The sequence below is a fragment of the Acidimicrobiia bacterium genome, assembly GCA_040880805.1.
Taxonomy (GTDB): domain Bacteria; phylum Actinomycetota; class Acidimicrobiia; order IMCC26256; family DASPTH01; genus DASPTH01.
This window is the reverse complement of the sequence record JBBDHW010000013.1, coordinates 22672-40911: the sequence shown is the minus strand read 5'-3', so window position 1 is coordinate 40911 and position 18240 is coordinate 22672. Positions and strand designations below refer to the sequence as shown.

Here is an 18240-nt window from a genome sequence, read left to right as displayed (position 1 = left end):
AGCCGACCAACACGCCGCGTAAGATCGCGCGACTTGTTCGTCGGCAGGCCCTTAGTTCGACTTCGCAGTCCGGGTGGAAGTCGACCGACCACGAAGCCCCTGCCACGGGCGATAACAATACCATTATCGCAATTCAGGCTGCAAGCAGGTGCTGTCGCCACGCTCGTCCTGGCTCGGTCGCAGCCAACGCGTTATTGCCGAGGTGCGGGAGCCTTGGCCATGCCGGCATCAGCCAGACGGAGCCCTTTATCCGAGAGGCCAATGGCACCTTGCCGGGCTCCCCGCCGCCGAGGGCCCGGACCCCGGGCGTCTTACGCGCCGATCCTCCCGTTCGCGACAGGACCAATGCCTCTGACGCGCCGCCGGGTCGGCGGCACACCATGAGCAAGGAGGGTGGAGAAGGAGGGTGGAGAAGGAGGTGGAGATGAATCTCTTGTTGATCCTCAACGACCCCGCCTACGGGACGGAGCGCTCCTTCAACGGCCTACGGCTCGCAGGTTCCCTGGCGCACCGCGACGACGTTGCGGTGCGGGTGTTTCTGATCGGCGACGCGGTGGGGTGCGCCGTGACGGGCCAGAAGGTCCCCGACGGCTACTACCACCTCGACCGCATGATCGCGACCGCGGCCCGCCACGGCGCCGAGGTCGGCTGCTGTGGCACGTGCCTCGACGCGCGGGGGCTTACCGACGAGATGCTCACCGGCGGGGCGCGGCGCTCCACCCTCGAGGAGCTCACCGACTGGGTGCTGTGGGCCGACCGCACCATCACCTTCTGATACGTGTTTTCTGAGAGGGGCGTTGCCATGAGCGCACGCACGGTCGTTGTCCTCGGTGGTGGCATCGGTGGTGTGGTCGCGGCGCGTCGGCTGCGCCGCCGGCTCGCCTCTGACGATCGGGTCGTCCTGATCGAACGGGACCCGCTGTTCCGCTTCGCCCCGTCGTACCTGTGGGTCATGCACGGCGATCGCCGTCCCGACCAGATCACCCGCGACCTGCGCCATCTGCGCGCCAAAGGCATCGAAGTGATCGAAGCCGAGGTGACCGGCATCGATCCCGCCGAACGCCAGGCCACCACCAGTGCCGGGACGATCCGCGGCGACGCCCTCATCGTTGCCCTCGGCGCACGCCTCGACCCGGCGTCGCTTCCCGGGTTCACCGACACCGCCCACAACATCTACACGGTCGACGGCGCTCAGGCTGCTGGTGACGCGGTTCGCTCTCTGTCGGCCGGCACGGTCGCGGTGCTCGTGGCCGGCACGCCCTACAAGTGTCCCGCCGCGCCATACGAAGCCGCGTTCCTCGTCGATGACCTGCTGCGCCGCGGTGGTGCCCGCGACCGCGTGACGGTCGATGTCTACACCCCCGAGGCATTGCCGATGCCGACCGCGGGGCCTGCCATCGGCGATGCGGTGGTCGAGTTGCTCGGAGAGCACGGCATCGGCTTTCACCCCGGCCGCAGCGCCACCCGCATCGACGCGGCTACGAACGCGCTCGTCTTTGCCGATGGTGGCGACGCGCATGCCGACGTGCTGCTCGGCGTGCCACCGCATCGGTCTCCCGATGTGGTCGCGACCAGCGGCCTCGCGGGTGACAGCGGCTACATCCCCGTCGATCCCCACACGCTCGCCACCGCCGTACCCGACGTGTTCGCCATCGGCGACGTGACCGCGATCCCCATCGCGCGAGGCAAGCTTCTACCCAAGGCCGGGGTCTTTGCCGAAGCCGAAGCTCGAGTGGTCGCGGATCAGATCGCGCACGACTGGCGTGGCCGGACGTCGCGCCATGCCTTCGACGGCAAAGGCTCGTGTTTCCTCGAGATCGGCGACGGTCACAGCGCGTACGCGGGCGGCGACTTCTACGCACCCGACGGGCCCAACGTCGCGATGCGCGGGCCGGGCCGGCGTTGGCATCTCGCCAAGGTCGTGTTCGAGCAGTACTGGATGCGCCGATGGCTCTGAACGCGACAGCCCCGCCCTTCGATCCTCGGGCCGCGGCCACCTGCGTGGCCGATCTCCTCGCCGCGCTCGGGAGCCCGTCCCGGGTGGCAATCGTGCGCGAACTCACCGCTGCGGGCCCGCTTGATGTCGGCGAGCTCGCCATTTGCGAGGCGCACCATGGCGTGACGACGCGAGGCGGCAGACCAGCGCCAGGGGACCCATCGGTGTCATCGTAGAAAGAAGAGTGAGGATCAGGCCGATCTCTTCAGCCTCGCGGCACAGACGCGGATCGAGTGCGCGACTTCTTCACCGCCGTGCGAGGCCGTGGACGGAGCAGCGGAGTCTTGCGGTTGCCCTTGACGACGGTCACTTCGAGCTGCCCCCGACGGGCTACTGCGGGTTGCCGATGGCGGCGATCTCCAGCACCTGAGCGCCCTCGCCGACGAGCCAGTACACGTGCCAGCTCGCGGGACCGCAGGGCGTCATGCGGATGTGGCCGTACTCTTCGGCGTCGAACTGGCGGGTTCCCAGCCGTGGAGAGAACGGGTCCGACTCCAGGTTGCCCAGGGTGCGGCGCACCGCAGCGAGGACCTTGTCGCCGCCGCCTTTCTCCAGGCCGGCGAGCGCGGTGTCGGCGGCGGGCCAGAAGAGCAACTCGAACACGTCACGACGATAGGTCGCCAAGCCGCCATTCTGCCATGCTTGGTATTTTGGCAATGTGGTTTTCTCGGGAGTACCCTGTGCGTCATGGCACGAGTTGAGATCATGGTCGATGAGCGGCGCCGAACGAGCCTGGCCAAGGTCGGGCGACCCTCCGACCGGCGCTATCTGGTCGAAGAGTTCGAGGATGGCACGCTCGTGCTGACGCCTGCAGTCACGCTGGCCGCGGCGGAGGTCGCTGCCCTGCGCGATCCGGACGTCCGTGCCGCGCTCGAACGCACGCGAGGGAGGCGTCCCAAGCTGCGGAGCCGAGGATCCTTCTCGCAATACTCGGATCGGTGATCAGCCGGCTCGAGATTGCAACGCAGACTGCGGGGTTGGGGTAACGGGCTGCATGCGATGATGGGGCCCGTGCGACGCGCCAGGCTTCTCGGAATCGGCGCGGTCGTCGCCGCTCTCGGATTTGGCGCGCTGCACCCCGCAGCTCCGGCAGCGAGCGCTGCACGTGCCAAGAACGTCTACACGCCGGTGCTGGCCGTGCTCCTCTCGCAGAACGACCCTGCGCCGGTGCTCGGCACCGACCGCAGGCTCCACGTGGTCTACGAGCTGCGGCTGGCGAACCGCGGCCCCATCCCGGCGACGCTGCAGAAGCTCGAAGTGCTCGACGCCGACTCGGGCGTCGCCGTTCACGCCTACGACGGTGCCGACTTGCAGACCCGCGTGCGTGCCATCGGTGGGGTGACGGCGTCGAGCACCGTGATCGAGCCGGGTGGTGAGCGACTGTTCATGGTGGATCTCGCGTTCGGTGTGAGCTCGAGCATTCCGCTCGTGTTGGAGCATCGATTGCAGCTACTCGGTCCGAAGTCGCCGCGCGCCACCGAAGCCACGGTCCTCACGTACATGGTGGCACCCGTGCCGCTCGACGGTCCGGCGCCACCCGTGCTCGTGCCGCCGCTCCGCGGCAATGGCTGGGTCGTCACGAGCGGGTGCTGCGACATCGCGAACACGGATCGGACGGCGATCCTCCCGGTCAACGGCGGCTTGTGGAGTCCCCTCCGGTTCGCAATCGATCTGATGCAGCTCGACGACACGGGACTCTTCGTGCACGACGATCCGACGCAGCTCCCGAACTTCACCGGCTACGGCGCCGACGTGCTGGCCGTCGCGCCCGGCAAGGTGGTCGGAGTGCTCGACACGCTCCCGGACGAGGCGGCCGGTGCGCCACCCGGTTCGGCATCGTCGAGCTTCGAGAGCGCCGACGGCAACTCCGTCGTCCTCGCCCTCGGCAACGGATCGTTCGCGTTCTACGGAAACCTGCAGCCGGGCTCGCTCACTGTGAAGGTCGGCGACCGCGTGCAGCGCCGGGAGGTGCTCGGCACACTTGGCAACAGCGGCGACAGCTCTTACCCGCACCTGAGCTTCCGGCTGATGAGTGGCGCGTCACCGTTCGGTTCCGACGGGTTGCCGTTCGTCTTCAACGCCTTCTCGTACGAGGGCCAGCTCGATTCGGTGAAGTACTTCATCGAGGGCGTGACGGCGAACTACCTCGAGAACCGTGTCCAGGACCCGATTCCCGTGCGGCGCGAGCTCCCGCTCGGTTTTGCGATCATCGACTTCGGCACTCCCGGTGGTGCAGGCGCCGTCGGACGCACCTGACTATGGGTCGCGCCTGACGCGCACGATGTCGTCGACCGCGCGCCGCCTGCTCGTCGCCACCCCGATGCTGCTCGATCCCCATTTCTTTCGCACGGTCGTGTTCATGATCGAGCATACGGACGAGGCGGCACTCGGGGTGGTGATCAACCGGCCGTCCGACGCGACGCTCGAGGAGGCGGTACCCGAGTGGTGTGCGCTCGCGGCGGAGCCCCGCGTCGCGTTCGTGGGTGGCCCGGTTCAACCTCACGAGGCGGTGATCGCACTCGTACGGGGTCGAAGCGCCACAGAACCGGCCGACGGCTGGTATCCCCTGCTCGGGTCGGTCGGCACGGTGGATCTCGGACGATCACCTGCGGAAGTGCGCCCCGATATCGAAGTGGTCCGGGTCTTCGCGGGCTACGCCGCCTGGGGGGCGAGGCAGCTCGACACCGAGCTCACGCAGCATGGCTGGTACGTCGTCGACGCGGAGGTCGACGACCTCCTCACCTCCGAGCCCGACTCCTTGTGGCGTCGCGTGCTGCGGCGCCAGGGGGGTGACCTCGCGATCGCCGCAAACTTCCCGGTCGACCCAACCAGTAACTGATACCCGTCACCGCGATCAGCCGAGCATGATCCCGAGGAACAACGCGGCGAGCGCGGTGATCCCGCTCAGCGCGCCGAAGACAGCGAGCCCGCGACGCGATCGCGAGCGCGTGTGCACGAACGCGGTGATCCCGGACCCCGCGACCACCACGATCTTCACGATCAGCGTGGTCCCGTAGCTCGAGCTCCAGTTCGGGTCGATCGCAACGATGTTCCAGATCCCGGTGGCGACGAGCACCGCGAACGCGGGCCACGCGATCAGGTTGAAGCGCCGGGCGACCGAACGGGGCGCGTCCGGTGCCAGGTCGCGGAGTCCTGGTACGAGCCCGGCAAGAGTGAGCTGGCCGCCGACCCACACCGTGGCCGCGAGTACGTGGAGGAACAGGCGGATCGTGCTCGTCGTCACCGGCAGCATCACCTTCAGCATCGCGCACGGATCGCACTGAGCTAGCGTCACACGAACATGCACGACGACGACATCGAACGCATCCTCGTGGTCACCGCGCACCCCGACGACGTCGACTTCGGCGCCGCTGGAAGTGTCGCCCGCTGGACCGACGCCGGGATCGAGGTCGCGTACTGCATCGCCACCGACGGCGAGGCCGGTGGACGCCACAGCGGCATCGGGCCGTCCGAGCTCGCGGATCTGCGGCGCGTGGAGCAGACGGCCGCGGCGAAGGTGGTCGGCGTCACCGACCTCACATTCCTCGGCTATCCCGACGGCCGGTTGTTGACGTCGATCGAGCTCCGGCGCGACATCACGCGGGTGATCCGGCGCGTGCGCCCGCAGCGCGTGCTGTGCCAGTCGCCCGAGCGGAACTACCAGCGCATCTACGCGAGCCATCCCGACCATCTCGCGTGCGGCGACGCGTCGCTCTCGGCGGTGTACCCCGACGCGCGGAACCCGTTCGCGCATCCGGAACTCCTCGACGAGGGCTACGAGCCCTGGGTGGCCGAGGAGATCTACGTGATGACCGCGGCGGAACCCGACACCTTCGTCGACATCACCGACACCGCCGACCGCAAGATCGAGGCGCTGCGCAGCCACGTGAGCCAGATGCCCGACCCCGACCGCATCGAGCAACTCGTGCGCGGGTGGGGTGCGATGCTGGCCGAGCGGGCCGGGCTTCCGGGCGGCCACCTCGCCGAGGGTTACCTGCGCGTCAGCTCGCAATGACTCCGCCGTTCGGGCACGGAGCCGGGAGCTCGCCGTTCGGGCGCGGACCCGGGATCCGCCTGCTCCTCGTACGTCACGGCGAGTCGACGTGGAATGCCGACGGACGCTGGCAAGGGCAGGCCGACCCGCCGCTCTCGCTGCTCGGTGAGCAACAAGCGCTCGACGCCGCCAAGCATGTCAACGGCGTCGACGCGCTCTGGTCATCCGACCTCGGGCGGGCGCGCCAAACCGCCGAGATCATGGCGGAGCACCTCGGTCTCGAGGTGCGCATCGAGCCGCGGCTGCGCGAGCGCGATGCCGGCGAGTGGCAAGGGCGCACCAGGGCGGAGATCGAAGAGCAGTGGCCCGGCTACCTCACGTCAGGACGGCGCCCGCCTGGCTTCGAGGGTAACGACGCGCTCCTTGCCCGCGCGCTCGCGGCGATCGCGGGCATCCGCGCCGTCCACGACGGTCAGTCGGTGCTGGTCGTCACGCACGGCGGCATCGTCCGCACGCTCGAGCAGCACCTCGACGGGATGGACACGCTCCTTGCGAACCTCGGCGGTCGCTGGCTGGAGTCGCAGGCAAACGGGGCAGGGTGGTGGCTGGGCAATCGCGTGCTGCTGCTCGAGGGCGTGACCGTCACGAGGCCCCAGCAGATCTGAACTCGCGCCACATGGCCCTCCGGGGGCAATAAACTGTCCCGTTCCCCGATGCCGGAGCGCGCCCTTTGACCCAGCCCGAACTCGAGGCGGAACAGCGGCACCTCGACGCCGCCTACGCACGGCTCGATGCCATGCGGCGGGCTGCGCAGCGCGTCGCGGAGGGGTACTCGGTCCAGGAGGGGGGCACGCTGCAGGCCCGCCTCGAGCGGGAAGCCGCCCAGGCCAATACCCGCCGGCGTCTTGCCGCGCTCGACATCGGCGACACGCCGCTGTGCTTCGGCCGCCTCGATCTGGCGCCTTCCGACGTGCGCGGAAACGGTGACCCCGGGTCTGCGGGTCCGTTCTACATCGGCCGCATCTCCGTGACCGACGACGACCTTCAGCCACTTGTCGTCGACTGGCGCGCTCCCGTCGCCGAGCCGTTCTACCGCGCGACCGCGGTCGAGCCGATGGGCGTCGCCCGCCGTCGCCACTTCCAGACGCATGGTCGGCGGCTGATCGGTCTCGACGACGAGGTGTTCGACGCCGACACGGCGCAGACGTCGGGTCTCACCGTGGTGGGGGAGGGCGCGCTGCTCGCTGCGCTCGACCTCGAGCGCACCGGGCGCATGCGCGACATCGTCGCCACGATCCAGGCCGAGCAGGACGAAGCGATCCGCGCGCCGCTCACCGGCATCCTGGTCGTCGCGGGCGGTCCGGGAACGGGGAAGACCGCGGTTGCGCTCCACCGTGCCGCGTACCTCCTCTACTCCTACCGGAAGCGGCTCGGATCGCAGGGCGTGCTGCTCGTGGGGCCCAGTTCGATCTTCCTTCGCTACATCGACGAGGTGCTCCCATCGCTCGGCGAGGACGAAGTCGTGCTCGCTACCCCCGCGTCGTTGAAGGTGAGTCTGCGCGCTCGCGCGACGGCGCCCCCCGCAGTGGCCGCGATCAAGGGCGATCGGCGAATGGCGCGCGTGATCGCCACGGCCATTACCGATCGCGAGCGACCGATGCCGCGCGAGGTCGTCGTCGCGATCGACGGCTACCGGCTCCGGTTGGGCAGGCGCGACTCCACCCGGATGGTCCAGCGCACGCGCGCCCGGCGCGGCACGCACAACGGGCGTCGCCCCTACATCGCCGGGCTGGTCGTCGATCATTTCCGGCGCGAGTATCGGCGAGCGCTCGTGGCCGCGTACCGCGACCGCCTCACGGTCGACGATGCGACCGTCGCGGCTCTGCTCGCGCGCGGCGAACCGCCTCCGGAGGACTGGGACCAAGACCTCACCGACCGGCTGCGCCGAGCCCCGGAGCTCCGCGCGGCACTCGAGCGCATGTGGCCGGTCCTGAGTGGCGCCGAGTTGGTGAACGACCTGCTCGGCTTCGAAGCGCTGATCCGGTCCGCGTCTAACGGCGTGCTCAGCGCGGACGAACAGCGCCTGTTGTTCCGCGAGCGCGTGCCCGTCCGCGACGTCGAGTGGACCGACGCCGACCTGGCGCTGATCGACGAGGCCGACTCGATCCTCGGGCCGCCCAGCGCGGCGCGTCCGCGTCGTCGGCGACGCGCGCGGCGCGACGACGCGATGGAGTTAGCGCGTCGCACTGTCAACGAGCTCGGGGTCGGCGGGTCGGTGAGCGCCGAGCAGGTGCTCGAACGGTACGGCTACGACACTGGGGCGGCCGACGACGACGACGACGGCGAGCCGCGCACGTATGGTCACGTGCTCGTCGACGAGGCGCAGGATCTCACCGCGATGCAGTGGCGCATGCTCGCCCGTCGGTGTCCGTCCGGCTCGATGACGTTGGTCGGCGACTTCGGGCAGGCGAGCCGGGCGGGGGCACTCTCGAACTGGGACGACGTGCTCGCGAACGTCCACGTCCGGGTGCCGCCGCGACGGGTCACGCTCACGGTGAACTACCGCACGCCCGCAGAGATCATGGAGGTTGCCAACCGGCTCCTCCCGGCCGCGGCGCCCGGTGTCGAGGCGGCGCGACCCGTCCGCAGCACCGGCGCGGTCCCCGTGGTGGGGACGGTTCCAGCCGTTGGCCTCGTCGACGCGGCGGCCGCCGCAGCGCGCGCCGGACTGGCCGGTGGCGGCACGGTCGCAGTGATCGCACCGAGCGAACTGCACTGGGCACTGGCCGATGCGCTGCGCGACCTTGGCGCAGTCGCAGATTCGGACGAGGCGATCGACGCACCGATCGCGGTGTTGTCACCACTCGACGCCAAGGGTCTCGAGTTCGATCATGTCGTGGTGGTCGAGCCCGCGCGCTTGGTCACACCCGACGCCGCCGGTCTCCGGTTGCTCTACGTCGTGCTCACGCGCGCGACTCGGGAGTTGGTGGTCGTGCACGCCGAGCCACTGCCCGAAGCACTCGGTCTCTCTCCGTCACGCGGCTGACTAGCCTCCCCCAGCATGACGACTACCGAAGCTGACCGGACCGCGGCCGACGTCGCGTGGGACATCGAGCCGCTCGTCGACGGCGCGGCCGAGTCGGGCGTCGACACCCTGCTCGACGAAGCCGAGACCCGGGCGCGCGAGCTGGCGAAGTATCGCGGCCGGGTCGGTGAGCTCGACGCCGCCGGTCTTGCCGACCTCATGCAGGAGCTCGCAACGATCGGCGATCTCGTCGGGCGCGCCGACTCGTACGCGGGCCTGCGCTTCTCCGTCGACACGCAGGATCCGGCGAACGGCGCGCTCATCGCGCGCGCCGAGGAGAAGTCCACCGCGATCAACAACGAGCTCATCTTCGTCGAGCTCGAGTGGGCGGCCGTCGACGACGACCGCGCCGAGTCGCTGCTCGCCGACGACCAGCTCGCGTTCTGCCGTCATCACCTCGAGTCCGCCCGCCGGTACCGTCCGCACCTGTTGAGCGAGCCGGAGGAGGTGATCCTCTCCGACAAATCGCTGACTGCGAACAGCGCGTGGGTGCGACTCTTCTCCGAGCTCACCGCCGTGATCACCGTCGATCTCGACGGCAACTCGGTGAGCCTCGAAGAGGGATTGTCGCGCCTGATGTCACCCGACCGCGACGTGCGACGCGCGGCGGCGGAGGCGGTGACCGTCGCCCTCGAGCCGGGATTGCGCACCCGCGGGTTCGTGTTCAACACGCTCCTCGTCGACAAGTCGGTCGACGACCGGCTCCGCCACTACAAGAGCTGGATCGCGAGCCGGAACCTGAGCAACGAAGCGAGCGACGAGTCGGTCGACGCGCTCGTCACTGCCGTGCAGGAGCGTTCCGACATCCCGCAACGGTGGTACTCGTTGAAAGCGAAGCTGCTCGGCCTCGACAAGATCGCCGATTACGACCGCATGGCATCGGTGGCGTCGGTCGACCAGGAGTTCGGTTGGAACGAAGCCCGCGAGCTCGTGCTCGACGCGTATGCGTCGTTCTCGCCCGATCTCGCCGCCATCGCCAATCGGTTCTTCGACGAGTCGTGGATCGACGCGCCGGTCCGCCCGGGGAAGCGGCCGGGCGCGTTCTGCGCGTACACCGTCCCGAGCCGGCACCCGTACCTGCTGCTCAACTGGACATCGCGCCGCCGCGACGTGCTCACGCTCGCCCACGAGATGGGGCACGGGCTGCACGCGTACCTGGCCCGCGACCAGGGGATCTTCCACCAGACAACGCCGCTCACGCTCGCCGAGACTGCGTCGGTGTTCGGCGAGACAGTCACGTTCGGGCGGCTCCTCGACGAGACCGCCGACCCCGAGGCGCGGCTCGCGCTGCTGGCCGAGAGTCTCGAGGGGCAGATCGCCACCGTGTTCCGCCAGGTCGCGATGAACCGTTTCGAAGACCGAGTGCACAACCAGCGGCGCGACGAGGGTGAGCTGTCGATCGAGGCGTTCAACGAGGCGTGGGCCGACACCCAGCATGCGATGCTCGGCGATTCCGTGGAGATCACCCAGGGTTACCGAACCTGGTGGTCGTACATCCCGCATTTCATGGGCACGCCCGGCTACGTGTACGCGTACTCGTACGGTCAGCTCCTCGCGCTGTCGGTGTACCGCGCGTACGAGCAGCAGGGCGCCGACTTCGTGCCGAGGTATCTCGAGATGCTCGCGGCCGGAGGATCGCGCTCGCCCGAGGAGCTCGGTGCGATCGTGGGCCTCGATCTCGCCGACCCTGCGTTCTGGGACGGCGGGCTCGAGATCGTCGCCGAACAGCTCGCCGCAGCCGAAGCCGCGGCCGCCGAAGCGGGCCGGCTGTAAGCCAGGTCTGCTCTCCAAGAGCGGAGATGACCCACGTTCGTACGGTCACGCGTAGCCCTTCGCGCGGAGCCAGCGCAGCGTGAAGAAGCCGAAGAACGGCGGGATCGCGAACGTGACCGCCCGGAACACGAGCACGGAGGCGAGCGCCGGCGCCGCCGGGACCCCGAAGCTGGTGAGCCCGGCGGTGAGCGCGGCTTCCTGCACGCCGATCCCTCCGGGCACCGGCGCCACGTTGCCGAGCATCCCGGCGCCCACCTGAACCACGACCAACTCGGCGTAGTCGAGTCGTTGATGGAACGCGAGGAGGCAGATGCCGAGGATCGCGGGATAGATCAGGTTGCCGGCGAGGTCGCCACCGACGAGCTGCATGGCCTTCTTCGGGTTGCGAATCACGGTCCAGATGTCGCTTGCCGCGCGCGTGACCGCGGGCACTACCTTGCCGCGGATCTTCGGGATGAAGAGGATGATTCCGATCCCGGCGGCGACCAGCGCGATTGCCCAGAGACTGGCGTTGTCCGAGGAGCTGCTGCTCGTGTCGACCGCGGTCGCGGTGATCGCCGCGGCCAGTAGAAAGAGACCCATCTGGATCGCGCCAGCGACCCCGGTGCTCAGCACCATCGCGCTCCCGCCGGAGGCGAGGGGAACGCCCTCCTTGGTGAGGTAGTCGAGTTGGAGCGCGGTGCCGCCGATGCCGTTCGGCGTGATCAGATTCAAGAAGCTGCACGCGAGTTGGGTGAGTATCGTGGGGACGAACGGAAGGTCGATGACCACGCACCCCATCAGCGCGGTGGCCCATGCCATCGGGATGAGCGGGTACATCGCGGCGGCGAGCACGACCCATCCCCAGGTCGCGTTCTCGAACTCGCCCTTCACCGAGGCCCAGTCGATGCCCTCCATGCTGTTGAAGGCGATCACCAGCGCGAGCAGGATCCCAGCGAGCATCCCGACGTTCACCAAGGTGAGCCGCTTGATCTTCAGCGGCGGCGCATCCTCGACGCCGGTCGCGGTCACGAGGTCGGCCCGCAGTTCCTTGAGGACCTTGCCGAGGTGCTTGGTCCCCTCCGCGGTCCCCGCGGGCAGCGCGGCCGGTTGCACGAAGGGAGTCACCTCGCCCACCCGGTCCTTGCCGAGAGCCTTGACCGCGGCGGCGATCGCCCGGTCGTTGCCCACGAGCTGCGTGGTGTCGACGAGGACAGCGGCGACGTCGCGGTTGAGCCAGTACTCCTGGCCAGTGGCGTCGGAGGAGGTGAAGTCGTCGAGGGCGACGTTCGCATTGCCGTCGACCCCATTGCCGTCGACGAGGATGTGCGACGCGTCGAGGTTGCCGTGGCTGATCCCGGCCGCGTGGAGCTGCTCGATCTCGGCCCAGACCGCGGCGAGCGTCTCGTCGGTGATCGCGTCGGGCGCGATCTCTCCGAGGGATGTCCCCGCGGGCGGAGTGGTCACGAGCATGGCCGCGCCGGCCCCACCAACACCCGTCTTCTCGACCCGTGCCGCGTGCACACCGGCCCGATCGGCGAGCATCAGCGTGTAGGCGACGTGTTCGACCTGCTGGAGCCGGCTGCCGAACACGGGTAGGCCGGGCTCGTGGTACATCGCGCGGTGCCAGGCTTTGGCGATGAATTGCGCGTCGCGCTGGTCGCGGCCGAAGGCGTCGACGCGTAGCATCTCGCCGGAGGTGAGCACCACGTCCATCGCCGACGCGCGCGCGACGAAGTTCTTCGCGGGCTGCATGTCGGCGACGTCGTACCCGAGATCGGTCAGCGCGGCGCGTACTTCGTCGATTGTGGGGCGACCGGCCGGAGATCCGAATGCCACCAGGACCGCGGCCCCGGCGGTGATCCCGAGCAGCAGTCCGCCGAACGTGTCGGAGGGATAACCCGCACCGACGTACATCGCGGCGAGTGCGACGAACAGGATGAGGACGAAGAACATTCGGCGCAACGGCCGGACCGCATATGGCGCGAAGACCACTGCGAGCGCGGTGATCACCGCGACGTTCGTCGTGGGGTACATGGGGCCATCGCCGACGCGCACGTTGACCTGCGTGTGCGCGATCGAGTGCGCGGGAAGGATCTCGTGGAGGAGCTCGGAGATTCCCCAGGCGACGGCGCCCGCCAGCGCGACGCGCCACGCGACATTGATCTGGCGGAACACGAGGAGCACGAGCGCGATGGCCCCGAGCGCCCAGATCGAACCGAGTGCGTAGAAGGCTTTGACGAGGCCGTCGAGGCTGCTGAGCGAGTTGAGCGGCACGAAGAAGTTGGCGTCGATCGTCGACTGGCTCTGGGCCCACACGCCGACCACCGCCACACCGATCGCCGCGATGACGAGCCACCCGATGTCGGTCGGGCGCCGCTCGGGGCGCTCAGTGGTGTTGCGGATCCAAGCCACTACGGCTGCCCCATCTGGTCCTTGGGCCGATGCCTGCCGGCAGGACTCTAACTTGTGCAGGTTCGGCGAGGGAGCGGAGACGTGATGACCGACAACGATGAGACGACGCAACCGCGCGCGATCGAGCGGTGGATCGAAGGGAACCTGCCCGGGTACCGCTTCGGGGTAGTGCTCGCCCTCTTGCTGACCACGTTCGTGTTCATGGCGAGCGCTCCGACCGGCGCGTGGGTACGTGTGGTCACGGTCGCGCTCCAGGGGCTCACGCTGCTCGCGGCGCTCCGGGCGTCACAGGTGAGCCGCCGGCTGGTCCGCGTTGCAGCACTCGTCGTGGGCATCGCGTTCGTGTCGTCGCTCGGGTCACTGGCGATCACGACGTCGTCGGAATCGACGGGCGCGTTCGATGTGGTGGCGTTGCTCATGGTGGGCGTGGCCCCGATCGCGATCGCGCGCGCGCTGTGGCTCCGCCCGGTTGTCGACACGCATACCGTGCTGGGCGCCATCTGCATCTATGTGCTCGTCGGGATGCTGTACGCGTTCGTGTATTCCGCCATTGGCCTCCTGGGCTCCGAGCAGTTCTTCGTGCAGACGAACGATGCGAGCACCGCCGACTATCTCTACTTCAGCTTCGTGACCCTCACGACCGTTGGCTACGGCGACTTCACCGCGGCCGGCGGGCTCGGCCGCGCGCTCGCGTCGCTGGAGGCGCTGCTCGGCCAGGTGTACCTCGTCACCGTCGTCGCAACCATCGTCGCCGGTATGACCCGCACTCGGGGTGCGCGCGATCAGACGCTGGCACCGGCAAGCGAGGAGTCGTCCCCGCCTGGCGCCGAGAGGTGATGGTCATGCCTCGGCGGGCTCCGCGGCGATAAGACGATTCGCGGCGTCGATCAGCGCGAGGTGCGTGAACGCCTGGGGATAGTTGCCGAGGTGCTGGCCCGTCGAGGTGTCGATCTCTTCCGCGTAGAGGAGCAGCGGACCGGCAAACGAGAGCAGTTTCTCGAACAACGCTCTCGCGCGTTCGGTCTCGCCGACGATCGCCAGCGCCGACACCAGCCAGAAGGAGCAGATCGTGAACGTGCCTTCTTCGCCGGAGAGCCCGTCGTCGGTCGTGTCCACCTTGTAGCGCAGCACGAGGCCGTCTTTGGTGAGCTCGTCGGCGATGGCGAGGACCGTTGCGCGCACACGTTCGTCGTCGGGTGGGAGGAACCCCATGATCGGGATCAAGAGCAGCGACGCGTCGAGCGCGTCGGTGCCGTAGTACTGCGTGAAGACGCCGCGACTGTCCAATCCCTTCTTGCAGACCTCGGCGTGGATCTTGTCGGCTGCCTTCTGCCACACCTCGGCGCGCTCGTTGTCGTCGCGCGACTCGGCGAGTTGCACGCCGCGCTGCGCCGCTACCCAACACATCACCTTCGACGCGACGAAGTGCTGCGGCTTGCCGCGCATCTCCCAGATGCCCTGGTCGGGCTCGTGGGCGCGGGCGATCGCGGTGTCGACGAGGCCGGCAATCCCCTCCCATACCAACGGCGCGATCTGACCGCCGTGGTGAATGTGCGCCGCCACCGCGTCGAGGAGCATTCCCCACACGTCGTGCTGGCGTTGGTTGTAGGCACCGTTGCCCGTGCGGACCGGGCGTGATTCGAGATATCCGGAGAGATGGTCGAGGGTGTGTTCGGTGAGATCGGTTTCGCCGCCGATCCCGTACATGATCTGCAAGTTGAAACCGTCGGCGCTACTGCTGGTGCCGTCACCGCGCAACGCGTCGAGGATGAAGGCGAAGTACTCGAAGGCTTCCCAGTCGAAGCCGAGACCGTGGAGCGCGCGCAACATGAACGCGGTGTCGCGGATCCAGGTGTAGCGGTAGTCCCAGTTTCGTTCGCCGCCGGGTGACTCCGGTAGTGACGTTGTGCCCGCGGCCATGATCGCTCCGGTGGGCGCGTAGCTCAGGCTCTTGAGCGCAAGCGCGCTGCGCTCGATGTACGGGCGCCACCGATGGTCCGGGAAGGTGGCCACGCTCAGCCAGTCGCGCCAGAAGCGCTGGGTCTGGTGCGACTGGCTGAGCGCCTCGTCCAGCGTGGTGGGTGGGGTCCCGCCCCACGAGAGCGCGACGAACGCCGACTCACCTTCGTGCAACATCGTTCGTCCGTACGCACGCGCACCCACGGTCCCGAGCCGGAGGCTGCTCTCCATCGACATCGACAGACCGCCGCCCTCGAGCAGGAGACGGTCGTAGCCGCTGCCCTCGTAGCTCCACGTGCCGGGCGTCGTCCCGTACTCGAAGAGTGGGAGGCAGTCGATCTGGACCTCGACGCGTCCGCTGTAACAGGTTGCGGTGCGGAGCAGTATTCCCTGGGCCGACGAGTCGCCCGGCACGCGGCGGTAGCGATCCCGGCGTTCGTCGCTCTCCGACGGCCCGACCACCAGGAGATCTTCCACCGTCATCCAGCCCGTGGGGGTGTGCCACGTCGTCTCGAGCACCATCGTGCCGGGGCGATAGCGGCGTTGGTCGGGAACGGCCGCGTTTGCCGGACCGAAGCGAAAGAACCCTGCGGAGCGGTCGAGCAGAGAACCGAAGAGGCTCGGCGAGTCGGGACGGGGGAGGCACAACCACTCGACCGAGCCGTCGGGCGCCACGAGCGCGCTCACCTCACAGTCGGACAGGAATGCGTACTCGGCGATCGGCGGAAACGTGGTCATCTGACTCCTTGCCCCCAACGCGTGCGCTCGCTGGGCGATGCTTCCAACGTATCCGTATTGAATGCTGTACCACCAAGGAGCCAGACACCATGAGCCTCGAAGGCAAAGTCGCGATCGTGACCGGGGGGAACAGCGGCATCGGCAAGGCGATCGCGCTCGCGCTCGCTGCTGATGGCGCCAACATCGTCATCGACTACGTCGCCGACCCGAAGTCGACCATCGACGTAGAACGCCAGATCGCGGCGCTCGGCGACAGGGCGCTCGGTGTGGAGGCCGACGTGAGCAAGGTCGCCGACCTGCAGAAGCTCGTCGATGGTGCAGTGAGCAGGATGGGCCGGCTCGACATCATGGTGAACAACGCCGGTGTCGAGACGCGCACGTCGGTCCTCGACACCACCGAGGAGCAGTACGAGAAGGTCATGGAGATCAACTTGAAGAGCGCGTTCTTCGGCACCCAGCTCGCCGCGAAGCAGATGATCGCCCAGGGCGACGGCGGCCGGATCATCAACATCACGTCGGTCCACGAAGACTGGCCGATGCCCGGCAATACCGCGTACTGCCTGTCGAAGGGTGGGATGCGAATGCTCACCCGTACCGCGGGCGTTGAGCTCGGTCCTCACGGGGTGACCGTCGTCGGCGTCGGGCCGGGCGCGGTGGAGACGCCGATCAATCTCTCCACCATGCAGGACCCGGCGAAGATGAAGACCCTCGAAACCGCCATCCCGCTCGCGCGCATGGCGAAGCCCGAGGAGATCGCGAGTGTCGTCGTGTTCCTTGCCGGCGACGGTGCGAGCTATATGACGGCCACCACGGTGTTTGCCGACGGCGGCATCATGCATTCGAGCCCGGGGCTGTAATCGCGAGTTCGAAGCGCGCCGTGAACGCGTCGCCCGGCGCAATGAGGGGCGTGTCGTTGTGCTCGAGCGAGTTCGTCGGCGCGGTCATCGGCTCGAGCGCGCCGAAGGGTCGACCCTTCGGTACCCATACCTGTGCGTAGGGGTAGCCGATCCCGCAGCGCAGCTCGATCGCCGCGCCGTCGTCACCCTCGAAGGCGAGATCGTGGCCGCGCCCGAGCGCGTAGAGGTCGTCGTACGTTCGTGTCGCAATCGGAGCGGCTTCGCGCTGCGCGGCCTCCGTTGCGACCGTGGGTATCCCGCGCTCGTCGAGCAACAGACGTTCACGCCTCGGGAGACGCAACCGCCAGCGACCCCGAGCCGTACCGGGCAGTTTCAAGTACGGGTGCCACCCAAACGCCACGGGCACGCGGCGCCGCCCGGTAGGAATCAATGTTGTGTCCACCCTGAGTAACCCGTCGCGCGCGGCGATCGACAGTTCGATGCGGTGAGGGAACGGAAACGCGCGCGCGTCGACGTCGATCGACGCGCGTAGTTGCGCGGTGGCGCCGCGTACCGCCTGCCCATCGACGCGCCAGCCCGCCTTGCCGACGAGCAAGCCGTGGATGGGGAGACCGTTGTTGTCGGTGCCGAGCCGCAGACCGCTGAGGTTTACGGCGACGCCGGCCGCGCGGTATCGACGCGAGGCGAGCCGGTTCGCCCACGGCGCGAGTAACGGCAGCCCTGCTGTGTGTCCGGCCCGCAGCGCGTCGAGACCGCCGGGAAGCGCGAGGTGTTCGCGCCCGCGGTACCGGAGCGACACGCCGGTCATCCCGACATCGGGCACGAACGTTGCCGCGAGGTCGCCGGCTCGGAGGGTGATCGCGGGCTCGCCGCGAAACGTGTGTTGCTCGATGCCGGCGGCCACTATCCGAGCACATTGACGGCCCGCACGATCACCAGGCCGAGGATGACGAGCGACGTGACCGACTCGAGGCCCATCGCGAGCTTGGCCCAGTGGGCGAGCGGCATCGCGTCGGTGGGGCTGAAGGCCAGCGCGTTGGTGAGGCCCAGGTAGAGATAGTCGACGAAGACCGGCCGCCATCCGGGTGGCGCGATCGCGGGGTTGAGTTGCTGGGGAAACGCCAGATCAGGAAGGCGCGAGCTCTCGTGTGCACGCTCGCCGGGTCCGCCGCCGTCGAGCTCCCAGTAGAGGAACCCGAACACGATGATCAGGTCGGTCCACACCAGAGCCCCGGCGGTGAGGAGCTCCTTGGCTGATTCCATGACTCTCCCTCGGTCGATTTGCCGTCGCCTACTGGATTGTCGTGGCGACGCGCATCAGTTCTTCATCGGAGCCGACCGAACCGGCTCCCGGAACTATGGACAGGACTCGACGAGCGATTCCAAGGGTTCGAGATTCACTGTGCGATAACGACCGCTAGGCGCAAGTCACGGCACAGTGAAT

At 68.5% G+C, this 18240-nt stretch carries 17 protein-coding genes; 11 read left to right on the top strand and 6 right to left on the bottom strand.

The window, feature by feature from the left end; translation table 11 throughout:
- Positions 1-424 precede the first annotated feature (424 nt).
- Positions 425-775 (top strand): DsrE family protein, encoded by a 351-nt coding sequence (locus WD271_02530; GenBank protein ID MEX1006702.1) that lies wholly within the window; start codon positions 425-427, stop codon positions 773-775.
- Positions 776-802: 27 nt separating this feature from the next.
- Positions 803-1957 (top strand): FAD/NAD(P)-binding oxidoreductase, encoded by a 1155-nt coding sequence (locus tag WD271_02525; protein ID MEX1006701.1) that lies wholly within the window; start codon positions 803-805, stop codon positions 1955-1957.
- Positions 1958-2326: 369 nt separating this feature from the next.
- Here WD271_02525 and WD271_02520 read toward each other — a convergent pair whose 3' ends face one another.
- The gene (locus tag WD271_02520) at positions 2327-2599 is read right to left on the bottom strand and encodes a hypothetical protein (GenBank protein ID MEX1006700.1); all 273 of its coding nucleotides are present in this window, start codon (positions 2597-2599) and stop codon (positions 2327-2329) included.
- 84 nt (positions 2600-2683) lie between these two features.
- On the opposite strand from WD271_02520, the gene WD271_02515 reads away from it, so the two are divergent.
- The 3 genes from WD271_02515 to WD271_02505 all read left to right on the top strand — a co-directional run bounded on the left by WD271_02515 (position 2684) and on the right by WD271_02505 (position 4835).
- Positions 2684-2938, top strand: coding sequence for a hypothetical protein (locus tag WD271_02515; protein MEX1006699.1), 255 nt, complete (start codon positions 2684-2686; stop codon positions 2936-2938).
- Positions 2939-3007: 69 nt separating this feature from the next.
- The gene (locus WD271_02510) at positions 3008-4252 is read left to right on the top strand and encodes a M23 family metallopeptidase (GenBank protein MEX1006698.1); all 1245 of its coding nucleotides are present in this window, start codon (positions 3008-3010) and stop codon (positions 4250-4252) included.
- Positions 4227-4835 (top strand): YqgE/AlgH family protein, encoded by a 609-nt coding sequence (locus tag WD271_02505; protein MEX1006697.1) that lies wholly within the window; start codon positions 4227-4229, stop codon positions 4833-4835. Before WD271_02510 ends, WD271_02505 begins: the two co-directional genes overlap by 26 nt.
- Positions 4836-4850: 15 nt before the next feature.
- On the opposite strand, the gene WD271_02500 is transcribed toward WD271_02505, so the two are convergent.
- Positions 4851-5261 carry a CopD family protein gene (locus WD271_02500; protein MEX1006696.1) on the bottom strand — a complete coding sequence of 137 codons (411 nt, stop codon included), beginning with the start codon at positions 5259-5261 and terminating at the stop codon, positions 4851-4853.
- Between the two features lie 36 nt (positions 5262-5297).
- On the opposite strand from WD271_02500, the gene WD271_02495 reads away from it, so the two are divergent.
- From WD271_02495 to WD271_02480, 4 genes are all read left to right on the top strand, one after another.
- Positions 5298-6011, top strand: coding sequence for a PIG-L deacetylase family protein (locus tag WD271_02495; protein ID MEX1006695.1), 714 nt, complete (start codon positions 5298-5300; stop codon positions 6009-6011).
- Positions 6008-6655 (top strand): histidine phosphatase family protein, encoded by a 648-nt coding sequence (locus tag WD271_02490; GenBank protein MEX1006694.1) that lies wholly within the window; start codon positions 6008-6010, stop codon positions 6653-6655. Before WD271_02495 ends, WD271_02490 begins: the two co-directional genes overlap by 4 nt.
- A 65-nt stretch (positions 6656-6720) precedes the next feature.
- On the top strand, positions 6721-9036 hold the full coding sequence (locus WD271_02485) for a UvrD-helicase domain-containing protein (protein MEX1006693.1): 2316 nt from the start codon (positions 6721-6723) through the stop codon (positions 9034-9036).
- 15 nt (positions 9037-9051) lie between these two features.
- Entirely contained in the window at positions 9052-10848 is a 1797-nt protein-coding gene (locus tag WD271_02480) for a M3 family oligoendopeptidase (GenBank protein MEX1006692.1), read from the top strand.
- A 45-nt stretch (positions 10849-10893) separates the two neighbouring features.
- On the opposite strand, the gene WD271_02475 is transcribed toward WD271_02480, so the two are convergent.
- Positions 10894-13242: a lysylphosphatidylglycerol synthase domain-containing protein gene (locus WD271_02475; GenBank protein MEX1006691.1), complete on the bottom strand. Its 2349-nt coding sequence runs from the start codon at positions 13240-13242 to the stop codon at positions 10894-10896.
- An 84-nt stretch (positions 13243-13326) separates the two neighbouring features.
- Between WD271_02475 and WD271_02470 the strand changes: the two genes are divergently transcribed.
- Positions 13327-14079, top strand: coding sequence for an ion channel (locus WD271_02470; GenBank protein MEX1006690.1), 753 nt, complete (start codon positions 13327-13329; stop codon positions 14077-14079).
- A gap of 3 nt (positions 14080-14082) precedes the next feature.
- On the opposite strand, the gene WD271_02465 is transcribed toward WD271_02470, so the two are convergent.
- Positions 14083-15939, bottom strand: a complete 1857-nt coding sequence (locus tag WD271_02465) for a glycoside hydrolase family 15 protein (protein MEX1006689.1) — start codon at positions 15937-15939, stop codon at positions 14083-14085.
- A gap of 89 nt (positions 15940-16028) precedes the next feature.
- Here WD271_02465 and WD271_02460 point away from each other — a divergent pair, with 89 nt between their 5' ends.
- On the top strand, positions 16029-16796 hold the full coding sequence (locus tag WD271_02460) for a glucose 1-dehydrogenase (protein ID MEX1006688.1): 768 nt from the start codon (positions 16029-16031) through the stop codon (positions 16794-16796).
- On the opposite strand, the gene WD271_02455 is transcribed toward WD271_02460, so the two are convergent.
- Both WD271_02455 and WD271_02450 read right to left on the bottom strand, forming a co-directional pair.
- Positions 16771-17700 (bottom strand): aldose 1-epimerase, encoded by a 930-nt coding sequence (locus tag WD271_02455; GenBank protein ID MEX1006687.1) that lies wholly within the window; start codon positions 17698-17700, stop codon positions 16771-16773. The two genes, WD271_02460 and WD271_02455, sit on opposite strands and share 26 nt — an antisense overlap.
- Positions 17700-18059: a hypothetical protein gene (locus WD271_02450; GenBank protein MEX1006686.1), complete on the bottom strand. Its 360-nt coding sequence runs from the start codon at positions 18057-18059 to the stop codon at positions 17700-17702. Before WD271_02450 ends, WD271_02455 begins: the two co-directional genes overlap by 1 nt.
- Positions 18060-18240: the final 181 nt, after the last annotated feature.

Excerpts from the sequence above, each read along its gene's own strand:
- WD271_02490 (MEX1006694.1), top strand. The coding sequence starts at position 6,008 with ATGACTCCGCCGTTCGGGCACGGAGCCGGGAGCTCGCCGTTCGGGCGC.
- WD271_02525 (MEX1006701.1), top strand. The coding sequence starts at position 803 with ATGAGCGCACGCACGGTCGTTGTCCTCGGTGGTGGCATCGGTGGTGTG.
- WD271_02465 (MEX1006689.1), bottom strand. The coding sequence starts at position 15,939 with ATGACCACGTTTCCGCCGATCGCCGAGTACGCATTCCTGTCCGACTGT.
- WD271_02530 (MEX1006702.1), top strand. The coding sequence starts at position 425 with ATGAATCTCTTGTTGATCCTCAACGACCCCGCCTACGGGACGGAGCGC.
- WD271_02480 (MEX1006692.1), top strand. The coding sequence starts at position 9,052 with ATGACGACTACCGAAGCTGACCGGACCGCGGCCGACGTCGCGTGGGAC.
- WD271_02515 (MEX1006699.1), top strand. The coding sequence starts at position 2,684 with ATGGCACGAGTTGAGATCATGGTCGATGAGCGGCGCCGAACGAGCCTG.
- WD271_02500 (MEX1006696.1), bottom strand. The coding sequence starts at position 5,261 with ATGCTGAAGGTGATGCTGCCGGTGACGACGAGCACGATCCGCCTGTTC.
- WD271_02460 (MEX1006688.1), top strand. The coding sequence starts at position 16,029 with ATGAGCCTCGAAGGCAAAGTCGCGATCGTGACCGGGGGGAACAGCGGC.
- WD271_02450 (MEX1006686.1), bottom strand. The coding sequence starts at position 18,059 with ATGGAATCAGCCAAGGAGCTCCTCACCGCCGGGGCTCTGGTGTGGACC.
- WD271_02495 (MEX1006695.1), top strand. The coding sequence starts at position 5,298 with ATGCACGACGACGACATCGAACGCATCCTCGTGGTCACCGCGCACCCC.
- WD271_02470 (MEX1006690.1), top strand. The coding sequence starts at position 13,327 with ATGACCGACAACGATGAGACGACGCAACCGCGCGCGATCGAGCGGTGG.